Origin of the sequence: Xenorhabdus japonica (genome assembly GCF_900115195.1) — a bacterium.
Lineage (GTDB): Bacteria > Pseudomonadota > Gammaproteobacteria > Enterobacterales > Enterobacteriaceae > Xenorhabdus > Xenorhabdus japonica.
Genome location: NZ_FOVO01000042.1, coordinates 17884 through 29041 on the forward strand (window position 1 = coordinate 17884; position 11158 = coordinate 29041).

Annotated in this window: 7 protein-coding genes and 2 pseudogenes; 1 reads left to right on the forward strand and 8 read right to left on the reverse strand. The window is 41.4% G+C overall.

The genetic code is table 11. The annotated features are described in order from the left end of the window. Positions 1-101: 101 nt before the first annotated feature. The 6 genes and pseudogenes from BM135_RS13840 to rlmKL all read right to left on the reverse strand — a co-directional run. A pseudogene (locus BM135_RS13840) lies at positions 102-366 on the reverse strand (IS110 family transposase); the annotation flags it as partial. Between the two features lie 74 nt (positions 367-440). Beyond that, positions 441-1061, reverse strand: coding sequence for a membrane integrity-associated transporter subunit PqiC (gene pqiC / locus BM135_RS13845; protein ID WP_092520542.1), 621 nt, complete (start codon positions 1059-1061; stop codon positions 441-443). Then, positions 1061-2710 carry an intermembrane transport protein PqiB gene (gene pqiB, locus BM135_RS13850; protein ID WP_092520544.1) on the reverse strand — a complete coding sequence of 550 codons (1650 nt, stop codon included), beginning with the start codon at positions 2708-2710 and terminating at the stop codon, positions 1061-1063. Before pqiB ends, pqiC begins: the two co-directional genes overlap by 1 nt. 1 nt (position 2711) lies before the next feature. Continuing rightward, positions 2712-3926: a membrane integrity-associated transporter subunit PqiA gene (pqiA, locus tag BM135_RS13855; RefSeq protein WP_245737413.1), complete on the reverse strand. Its 1215-nt coding sequence runs from the start codon at positions 3924-3926 to the stop codon at positions 2712-2714. 103 nt (positions 3927-4029) lie between these two features. Further along, complete coding sequence (locus tag BM135_RS13860; RefSeq protein ID WP_092520548.1) at positions 4030-5940, reverse strand: ABC transporter ATP-binding protein; 1911 nt, start codon at positions 5938-5940, stop codon at positions 4030-4032. Between the two features lie 4 nt (positions 5941-5944). Continuing rightward, positions 5945-8080 (reverse strand): bifunctional 23S rRNA (guanine(2069)-N(7))-methyltransferase RlmK/23S rRNA (guanine(2445)-N(2))-methyltransferase RlmL, encoded by a 2136-nt coding sequence (gene rlmKL / locus BM135_RS13865; RefSeq protein WP_092520554.1) that lies wholly within the window; start codon positions 8078-8080, stop codon positions 5945-5947. A 120-nt stretch (positions 8081-8200) separates the two neighbouring features. On the opposite strand from rlmKL, the pseudogene BM135_RS13870 reads away from it, so the two are divergent. Continuing rightward, positions 8201-8961, forward strand: a pseudogene (locus tag BM135_RS13870) (YcbX family protein). Between the two features lie 191 nt (positions 8962-9152). Here the strand turns inward: BM135_RS13870 and BM135_RS13875 are convergent. Continuing rightward, complete coding sequence (locus tag BM135_RS13875; protein ID WP_092520550.1) at positions 9153-9704, reverse strand: cell division protein ZapC; 552 nt, start codon at positions 9702-9704, stop codon at positions 9153-9155. A gap of 159 nt (positions 9705-9863) precedes the next feature. Next, positions 9864-10874: a quinone-dependent dihydroorotate dehydrogenase gene (pyrD, locus tag BM135_RS13880; protein ID WP_092520552.1), complete on the reverse strand. Its 1011-nt coding sequence runs from the start codon at positions 10872-10874 to the stop codon at positions 9864-9866. Between the last annotated feature and the right edge of the window lie 284 nt (positions 10875-11158).

Sequence of the window (11158 nt, forward strand, 5' to 3'; positions counted from 1 at the left end):
GTCACTATGCTAAATAGTCTGTCATACGCTTGAACAGTTGCTAGACAGACTGATATGTGTAATTAAAAAGAACGTTTTCCCCAGATTAAAACGATGACGTTACAAATAGCCTCGGCATCAATGAAATCATTTTTGTTGCTTTTGACAAACGGCCGGACAAACTGCGTGCGGTGAAATCAATTTAGTTTCATGGCCTAATGCTGCGATTTTTTGTGCCATGAAATGTGCATCGGTACAAGCCTCCATGACGACGGTTGCGCAGGGAGTCACGTTCAGAAACTCAAGAAGCTTGGTTCGGGTCATTTTCTTAAGATAAAGCGCTTTTCCATTTTTATCCTGACAGTGCAGGTGGAAAGTATGTTTAATCTCTGCACAATATAAAAATCATAAAAAAAACATATTGATATAATATAACTTGGTTAAATAGGTACTCTGCCCGGTTAAGATTGCAAAGAAAGTTGTTTGGCAATTGATTTAGCTAACTGACTGTAACCTTTTGATAAAGTAAGCACTAATTCAGCATAACCATTTTTTTCCTGTTCCAACTTAAAGTTGAAAGGCCTCTTAACCACCTTATCTGAATTAGACAGTATCCAATAGCCTTCAATCAACACCTGACCATCATATCGCCCGTGAAAAGCAGTTATTGTGATATCCAGCGCATTTGCGTCTTTTTCTAATTCCTGACCAGAAACCAAACGATTCGGAAATGCGGCACTCAGTTCAGAGATCAGTGCTTGTTGTAACTGCTGCTGCAATGGGCTAGCCCATAAATGGTTTGATGCATTGACATAGCTTACATCTCCTGTTTGATACACGATTCCAGGAGCAGCAAGGTAGTCTGAAAGGTTAACGCTTTTTATCCACAGTTGCGGTTCATGTTTCGCCCCCAGTTTGATCTCCTGTGATGCAGACTTTTCCGCTATCACATTGACCAAAACAGGCAATTGATAATACGTTTTTTGTGGCTGACCACCGCTGCACCCAGAAGTAAATAGACTCCCAACCACAAAAACACTAACGGGAATAAAAAATGCCAATCTTGAAATCAACTTTTTCATTATTTAAGTGCCTTTTTAGGTTCTGGATCTTTTGTTGCTTTAGCTTCGAATACTAATGCATTACTTTTATTATTAAGCATTTTTAAAACAGGTTGTAATTCACGTAATACTTGATCCAACCGTTGCATATTATCCATCAGTTTACTATAAGCAGGTGAGCCTGGTTGAATTCCCTGCATACTGCGGTTTAACTCATGTAATGTATTTTGTATATCTTTAGGAAGTGCCTGCGCTTCTTGGCTCGCGAGAATACGATTTAATTCACCCACTGTTTTATGCGCTTCTTTCATCGTCTTCTGGCTTTCTTCAAGTGTCCGTTTTGCCTGATTAAATACTGGCTCAATCGGCATATTATTGATTTTATCCAATGCCGTTATAATCTTCTGCTGGATTTGCGCCAAACCACCACTGATTGTTGGTAGAGTTTCATAACCTGCGATTTCATACGGAGCTTTCCAGGCTTTCTCATCAGGGTAAAAATCCAGATCAATAAACAATGCGCCAGTCAGTAAATTTCCCGATTTCAAGGAGGCTCTTAACCCTCGCTCAATAATCAACTTTAACTCTTTGTCTGTATCGAATCCATTTCCTAATTCTTTCTTAAAACGCTCAGGCTCTATATGAATCAATACAGGGATGCGGAAATCATTGTCAAGCCGTTGCTTAATCCCTTCTGGATAAAAAGGTACTGCGGCTACAGTACCCAATCGGATACCACGAAATTCTACGGGCGCTCCCGTCTGCAATCCACGCACTGAATCAGAAAAAAATAATAAAAAGTCTTTATGCTCAGTATAAAGTGAGCTTTGGATGCTTCTTTCACTATCATAAAGTTTGAAAACTTCTTTTTCTTTAACGGGATTACCCAGAATCCAACCTTTCGGTACATCAAAACTCACTCCACTCGCAAATAAGGTTGATAATGAAGCTACATCAACCCGTAAACCTTGCGATGACATATCGAAAGATACACCACTGTCTTTCCAAAATCTGACGTTCGTTGTCAATAAACCATCGTAAGGGTCATTAACGAAAATTTGGTATTGAACTTGTCGAGAATTTGGATCAAAGGAAGCAGTTTCAACCGAGCCTACACGATAACCCCGGAATAATACGGGATCACCAGGCGTTAATCGCCCTGCTTCTTCACTGGTCAGGATAATACGAATACCTTTTGCATCGGGGGAAGCAAGTGGGGGTGAAGAAAGCAATGAAAAGGTTTGTTCCTCCTCTCCTTGTGTACCGGGCTGTAATTCAATAAATGCACCTGATAGTAATGTACTCAGGCCGGAAACCCCTTCTCGCCCAATCTGAGGTTTTACAACCCAAAATGTGGTATCTTTGCGCAGAAGACGCTCCATTCCATAATTAAGACGAGCTGTAATAATAACCTTGTTTAAGTTATCGCTCAGTGATACGGTTTCGACGACGCCAACGTCTACACTACGGCTTTTGATTTTAGTTTTTCCTGCTTCAATCCCCTCAGCACCCGTTGTTGTCAAAGTCACTTCCGGCCCTTGGTGACTAAAATGATAAAACAATATCCACGCCCCAATAAGCACAGTGATAACTGGTACGATCCATATAGGTGACCAACTCTTCAGTTTACTGATTCGGGCTTGAGTCAGATCTTCTTCTTTATCCGTCACCTTACGATTCCTCATTTTTATGTAATACAAATTTACTGTTGGATTTATCCCAAGTTAAACGTGGATCAAATGTCATTGATGCAAACATTGTCAAGATCACTACCAAAGCAAACAGTACCGCCCCCATAGCCGGATAGATGCTCATTAGCTGCCCCATCTGAACTAACGACGATAATACAGCAATAACAAACACATCAAGCATTGACCAACGGCCAACAAACTCAACGACTTCATAAATAAAATGCATCGTTTCTGAGTCATGTTTGCCTTGGCTTTTCGCATCCCAGCACAGCCAACTGATAGCCAGCATTTTCAATAAAGGCACCATAATACTGGCAATAAAAATAACCATCGCAACAGGGTAAGAGCCAGAACTCCAAAGTAGAATAATGCCCTCTAGAATAGTAGAGTGAATGTGACTTCCTAGTGATTGGGTTATCATTATCGGTAAAACATTCGCCGGAATATAAAGTATGACGGATGTTATCAATAGTGCCATTGTGTATTGGAGACTATGGTGACGACGAGCATACCCCCTTGTGTGGCAACGGGAGCATTGAAACTGATGGGCTGGCAAAATGGCTGTACAACACTGGCACAACCTGACTCCTTGCACCAATCCGGGAACTCCTGCTTGTAATTTATGACAAATTTCAGGGGCAGGTTCTATTTCATTCCAAAACCAATGTCGGTCAAGGCACTGAAATGCCCTGATTTGAAACAAGCAAAATAGACAATAAGGCAAGAAGCTCAAACCAATGCTGATTTCACCGTATGCCATGAGCTTAACAAAACTCACCAGAACTCCCGCAAGGAAGATTTCTGCCATACACCACGTTTTCATCTTAAACAGAATGCGCGCCAACTCTATTTTCAAGCGGCGCGCCATTTTGACGTTTTGACATAAGAAGATGATGGCAACCATACAAAATGCCGGCACGAGCTGAACGAAGATCAGAAAAAACACAGCCATGCTGGAATAGTCTTCACTGAACATTACTTCGGGGATCTGAGTCAACGTTATTTTACTCTCAATCCCCGCAACACTCATGCTAACAAAAGGAAACAGGCAAGCGAGAAAAAGCATTATTAATGCGCTTAATGCATAGCCTGTTGGTTGGTTACGTGGCTCTTTCCACTTTGCGGTCAGTAAAGTATTACACCGTGGACAAACCGCCTTTTTCCCTTGTTCCAAATCAGGCATAGCCACCAGCATGTCACACTGGGGACAAAGAACCAGCTTGTTGTGCTGGTGGTTATTGGAACACAAAGTGTTTCTCCTCTAGCAAAACCCACAAGTTTCTTTTATGCAGCAGCTATCATCCGTTTTTCATTATTTCCAATTCCTGCCAACGATCAAAAGCTTTTTCCAATTCTTGTTCTTTATTCGCTAATTCATTTAGAACATTTTGTGTAATTTCATGTGATTGGTTGAAGAAATTTGGGTCACTGACCTGAGATTGTAATTTATCTATCTCTTCTTCTAGCTTTTCTAATAATGATGGTAGTTGCTCTAATTCACGTAGTAAATGGTAACTTATCTTATTATTTGTCCGTTTAGGAGATTCTTTCGGTTTTACTGCCTTGTCGTCAACATGCACCTTTTTCTCTGCAGCTTGACGCAAGGAAATAGTTTGCATCCGCTGCTGCTGAGCATCGTAATATCCCCCTACATAATTGTTGATCTCACCATTGCCTTCAAAAATCCAGCATTCAGTGACTGAATTATCAACAAATTGACGATCATGGCTCACCAAAATCACGCTTCCGGTATAGCCATCAACCAATTCTTCCAGTAGTTCCAATGTTTCAACATCAAGGTCATTGGTCGGTTCATCAAGAATAAGAAGATTGCTTGGTTTCAAGAATAGCCTAGCCAATAACAGACGATTACGCTCACCACCAGAAAGCGCTCGTACAGGCGTCATCGCTCGTTTGGGATGGAAAAGGAAATCCTGCAAATAACCCAGTACATGGCGGGAACGTCCATTGACCATGACTTCTTGTTTACCTTCAGCCAGGTTATCCATAACGGTTTTATCCGGGTCCAATGCGGTACGGTGCTGATCAAAGTAGGCCACTTCAAGTTTTGTCCCACAATGAACGCGCCCATTGTCTGCTGACAGCCCACCCAGCATGAGCTTCAATAATGTCGTTTTACCGCAGCCATTTGGCCCCACCAACGCAATTTTGTCGCCACGCTGGACTTGAGCCGAGAAATTTTTGACCAATGTTTTATCACCAATCTGGTAATTTACATTTTCCATTTCAAATACGATCTTACCGGAACGTGTCGCTTCTTCGACCTGCATTTTCGCCGTTCCCATAACATTGCGGCGTTCAGAGCGTTCTACACGCAGGGCTTTCAGTGCCCTTACCCGACCTTCATTGCGGGTACGCCGTGCTTTAATGCCCTGACGGATCCAAACTTCTTCCTGAGCCAGCTTTTTATCAAATTCGGCATTTTGTAAATCTTCAACCCGCAGGGCTTCTTCTTTTCCTTCAAGATATTTATCGTAATTTCCCGGCCATGAGGTCAGTTTCCCGCGATCCAAATCAACGATGCGTGTCGCCATGTTGCGAATGAATGAGCGGTCATGGGAAATGAATACAAGACTACCATTAAAGGCTTTCAGGAAATTCTCCAACCATTCGATGGTATCGATATCAAGGTGGTTGGTCGGTTCATCAAGAAACAGCACTCTTGGAGAGCAAACCAGCGCCCTGCCTAAAGCCGCCTTACGCAACCAACCACCAGATAGTGAAGATAGTTTCGCTTCTGCTGGCAAGGAAAGTTGTTTCAGCACGTCGCTAATACGGCTATCCAATGACCAAAGGCCACGGATATCCAGTATTTCCTGTAATTCTGCCAGATGGTTGAGGTTCTTTTCACTGGGGTCTGTTTCCACCAGACGCGAAGCACTATGGAACGCTTTAATGCACTCCGCCTGCTCTTTTACCCCTTCTGCAACAAAATCAAATACCGTGCCTTCTACATCACGGGGAGGATCTTGCTGTAAGCGTGCAACAATCAGGTCTTGTTCATAAATAACTAAGCCATCATCCAGCGGTTGTTCTTTTGCCAATACGCGCAATAATGTGGATTTTCCCGCACCATTCCGCCCAACCAAACATACCCTCTCATTTTCTTCGATATGCAGCTCAGCATTATCCAACAACGGCGCATCACTGAATGATAACCAAGCACCGGATAAACTAATCAATGACATAATGTTATTTTTCCTCGCCAGCGTGACGCAGCAGCCAGCAGTTATGGATCTGACGGTTACGGGCAAAATCCTGAGATAAAGTTTTTTCCGTTATTTCGTTTGCAACCAGCCCTAACTTATTCAATTCAGCAAAATCCATTTTAAAACCCCGTTTATTATTGGAGAACATTAAGGTTCCACCAGGGCGTAGCAGGCATTTTAATTGTTTCATTAATGTAATGTGATCACGCTGAATATCAAAAGTGTCTTCCATTCGCTTGGAATTAGAGAATGTTGGGGGATCAATAAAGATTACATCGAACTGTTCACGGGTCTGAGCCAACCAGCCCAAGCAATCAGCCTGAATCAAACGATGCTGGCGTCCAGTTAAGCCATTCGCCTGTAAGTTTTTCTCTGCCCACTCAAGATAAGTGCGAGACATATCTACCGTAGTCGTCGAACGCGCACCACCCAATCCTGCATGAACTGTCGCCGAACCGGTATAAGCAAACAAATTGAGGAAATCTTTGCCTCGGCTCATTTCACCCAATTTTTTGCGGGCAATACGGTGATCAAGGAATAACCCTGTATCCAAATAATCAGTCAGGTTAACCCAGAATTTCGCACCATATTCGTTTACCAAAAAGAATTCTTTCTTCTCGGCCATTTTCTCATACTGGTTTTTACCTCTCTGACGTTGGCGAGTTTTCAAGATCAGTTGGCTGGATGATAAACCAAGTACATTCATTGTCGCACTAATGACATCAAACAGACGTTGGCGAGCTTTATTGGCATCCACTGTTTTCGGGGGTGCATATTCTTGCACAATGATTTTATCGGCATAACGATCAACAGCAACATTATATTCTGGTAAGTCCGCATCATATAAACGATAACAATCAATGCCTTGCTGTTTGGCCCATTTACTGAGTTTTTTCTCATTTTTACGCAGACGGTTAGCATAATCCTCCGCGATACCCACATCCAATGACTGAGTTTTATCTGATATTTGCTCGTTCTTTTGGATGAGATAAGTCTTTTGGATACAATCCAGAGGGCCATTTTTGGCCTTAAACTCACGTTCTGCACGTAATTGCAGACAGCTCAACAGCTCTGGTGAAGCACTGAACAAGGATAAACGCCAGCCAGGGAAGCGGGCTTTAATTACGCGACCAAATATACTATGCAGTGCAATCAATGCAGGTTCACTTTCAAGACGTTCACCATAAGGCGGGTTACTTAATACCGTACCCACAGGCCCTTCCGGCAATGGATTTTCCAGTTTGCTTGCATCTTCCTGCTGGAACTGGATTAATTGAGCCACCCCTGCCCTGCGCGCATTTGAACGTGCCATATCCATGACACGGCGATCAATATCCGTTCCGAAAAAGCGAGACGAGGTTTCCTGTAATCCCTTACGGAAACGTACTTGTGCTTCTGTAGTAATTTCACGCCAGATTGTTTCATTGAATTTCAACCATGATGTGAACCCCCAATGCTTACGATGCAGGCCTGGTGCGCAATCTGCCGCTATCATGGCCGCTTCTATCAGCAACGTTCCTGAACCACACATTGGATCAACCATTGGCGTTCCTACATTCCAGCCAGAACGCAAAATAATCGCTGCTGCAAGATTCTCTTTCAGTGGTGCTTGTCCAACCAGATCACGGTAGCCACGGATATGCAGACTATCTCCACTCAAATCGAGTGATACTGTTGCTTTCTCTTTATTCAGGAAGACATGAACACGAACATCAGGTTGTTGTTTAGCAACATCAGGACGTTGCTTTATTTTGCGCATAAAACTATCAACAATGGCATCTTTTACTTTCAATGCACCATATTGCGTATTTCTGATCTCCTCATTCGTGCCGCTGAAGTGCACAGAAAAAGTGCTATCAACTGAAAAGATCTCACTCCAGTCAATGGACTGGACACCAAGGTACAGATCCAAATCACTATAAACTTTGAATTCATTAAGCGGCATCATGATACGGGATGCCAGTCTGCTCCACAGCAGACTTTTATACATCACCCGATCATCACCCTGAAAATGAACCCCGCCTTGGGCAATCTTACAGGATTGCGCTCCCAGCATTTCTAATTCGTTCTTTAACAGTTCTTCCAGTCCACGTGCCGTGCTGGCAAAGAGAAAATTCATATTATTAATCACCACAAAAAGTTTACCACCAAAAAAATTGCTGCACATTATAGCCAATACCAACAACATGTCATAAAGTTGCTGATACGATCAAAAATAAAAATACTCTGGAAATATTGGATGATAACTCTGTCGCGCCTCCTATACCCACCCCGTCAAATCCATGCGCGGATTGCAACTCTCTCACTCCCTCGCCAATGAAAGCGGCCTGATATTTGATCGCAATTTTATGATAACTACAACAGACGGTACTTTTATTACGGCTCGCCAATACCCACAGATGCTACTATTACCCCAACTATGCTTCATAACGGTCTGTATTTACAGGCTCCAAACGGGGAAAGTGCAACAATTGTCACAGGTGCAACACCTTTTGAAGAGGATAGCTGGCAGGTCATTCAAATCGGAGATATTGTTTTCGATCTACCAAAAACATGCAGCCGCTGGCTACACTACAATCTTTCAGAACGGCTAAAGAAAATAGCGCAGTTGATTTTGGGCAGAATGCAATTGCCCGTAATAGTAGCATTATCCGAGTTGGTGATCGTGTCACCATTTTGGAAAAGAAAACACCATTCGAATATGGCGGTGGTGAGAAATCGACTGATTTGACTATAGAAGAAATTACTCAGCAAGCAATTTCTATTAAATTTAATGGACAGCATTTTGTCGGAAATAATCAGCAAATTATTTTAGAACAGCTCGAAAATCAAGGTATTCGAATTCCTTATTCATGTCGTGCCGGAATTTGTGGCTCCTGTAAGATATCCCGGATTAAAGGGGATGTATTACCATTAAAATCAACATCTATCAAGAATAATGGAAAAATTCTGGCATGTAGCTGTATACCTAAAAATGATTTAGTTATTGAATTAAACTAAACATTAATAATATACGTTAATGGAATTTGTATTTAAATCAGGCAGTATAAGTCAAAACATCTGTCTGATTTTTATATTTATATCTATCTTACTAGTTTTAACTGGATTTTTATTACCGAGTTTTTAGGCAAACTCAATCAAGGAATAACAGCCTTAATAATGTTATGAACACAGCAGCTTAATAAATGGCACTAAATCACCCGATCATATATTGATAAATGAGTTGGCTCAGTATAAGGCATCATGCGATCATTCATAACTTTAATGGGATCACAAAAATTCATTACACGATCATTCAGCTCTAACTTTTGTTGTGCCAGCAAGCATAAACTGGCATTGTCGCCAACTTCTGCAACCATAAACAGTGCTTCAGTACCACTTTCCTGTAATTGAAGCTGAACAATTTCACCGTATTCCGGTTTTCCTATTAAAGAAACAGGGGAAAAATACCAACTTTTAGGCATTTGTGGTTTCATAAAGCGTAATACTACCACCCCATTCAAAGCCAATTCAGTTCTAAGCGCGGGAGCGATATTAATAAGGCGTCCATGTTCTTCAAAGGTGTAAAAAAGCGCAGCATCATCGACTGAGAATGACATTTCTTTCATTGTAACGGCATAGTCGGTCAACATTTTGGCAGGAAAGCAAGAACGAAAAACCATGCCATTAGCGAGATCGAGCATGACACGGCTATGCTCAGGATCAAAATACCAGCGCCACTGGTCATCAGGTCTAATTTTCATTGTTTACCCTTTTATGCTCAAAATAGCTTTTTTGGTTAAAAATAAGCATCTTCGCCGAAATAAAAAGTCAAAAATAAATAATAAAATTTAATCCACAGAACAAAATATAGACGAATTGAGGGTGGAAATAAACCACCACCCTCAAATTTCGATAAATATTCAGATATGATTAACAATATCTTTAATGAGCTTTGGCCCTTTATAGATAAAACCGGAATATATCTGAATTAATGAGGAACCTGCTTCCATTTTTTCCCTGGCCGCAACCAATGAATCAATTCCACCAACACCAATAATTGGTATTTCGCCTTTTAATTCTTGGGAAAGGCGACGGATAATTTCTGTGCTGTGCAATTGGACAGGGCGTCCACTTAATCCTCCAGCTTGCTGGCAGTGATTCAAACCCTCGATAATCTTTCTATCTAATGTGGTATTTGTTGCGATAACCCCATCAATATGATGGCGCATTAAACTATCAGCAATTTTTATTAATTCATCTTCTGAAAGATCGGGAGAGATTTTAACAGCAACAGGAACATACTTTTGGAACTTTTTCTGAAGCTCACTTTGCTTATTTTTAATCGCAGATAAGAGATCATCAAGTGCATCGCCATACTGTAATGTTCTCAAACCAGGCGTATTAGGAGAAGAAATATTGATAGTGATATAGCCCGCATGAGAATAAATTTTATCCATGCAAATTAAATAATCATCTTTTCCATTTTCGACCGGGGTATCTTTATTTTTACCAATATTGATTCCGATAATCCCATCGTATTTTGCCCGTTTAACATTCTCAACCAGATTATCTACCCCAAGGTTATTAAACCCCATCCGGTTGATGATTCCCTCCGCTTCAACCACACGGAATAACCTTGGCTTATCATTTCCAGCTTGTGGGCGCGGCGTTACCGTACCTATTTCAACAAACCCAAAGCCCATCGCACCAAACGCATCAATACAATCACCGTTTTTATCAAGACCAGCGGCTAAGCCGAGTGGATTTTTAAAAGACAGCCCCATGCAAGTAACGGGTTTAGTGGCAACGGACTGACGGATGAGAAATTCGAAAGGAGTATCGGCGACGCGTTTGAGCTGGCGGAAAGTCAGCTCATGTGCCTGTTCAGGATCAAGCTGGAACAGTGCCTTCCGTACTAGAGAATAATACATTTAGATTAACCTATTGTTTTTCATAACTTTTCACGTCTGAATTATCAGTTATATATTTTAAATTATGCACAATCCCATACATATATAATTGCTGCATTGCGTAACTGGAAGAGGAGGCTAATTTACCATTATATGAGTAAACAAAAAAATACATATATATTTTATTTTTGCCAACCTAAAGTATATACACAATTAACTTGAAGATGCAGGAATTAAAGTCTGGAAATTATCTGTCAGCCGGGTTGCCAATTCCTGTACTTTTTCGGGTAATGTGACATGAAAAA

Excerpts from the sequence above, each read along its gene's own strand:
- pqiC (WP_092520542.1), bottom strand. The coding sequence starts at position 1,061 with ATGAAAAAGTTGATTTCAAGATTGGCATTTTTTATTCCCGTTAGTGTT.
- pqiA (WP_245737413.1), bottom strand. The coding sequence starts at position 3,926 with ATGCTGGTGGCTATGCCTGATTTGGAACAAGGGAAAAAGGCGGTTTGT.
- BM135_RS13860 (WP_092520548.1), bottom strand. The coding sequence starts at position 5,940 with ATGTCATTGATTAGTTTATCCGGTGCTTGGTTATCATTCAGTGATGCG.
- rlmKL (WP_092520554.1), bottom strand. The coding sequence starts at position 8,080 with ATGAATTTTCTCTTTGCCAGCACGGCACGTGGACTGGAAGAACTGTTA.
- BM135_RS13875 (WP_092520550.1), bottom strand. The coding sequence starts at position 9,704 with ATGAAAATTAGACCTGATGACCAGTGGCGCTGGTATTTTGATCCTGAG.
- pyrD (WP_092520552.1), bottom strand. The coding sequence starts at position 10,874 with ATGTATTATTCTCTAGTACGGAAGGCACTGTTCCAGCTTGATCCTGAA.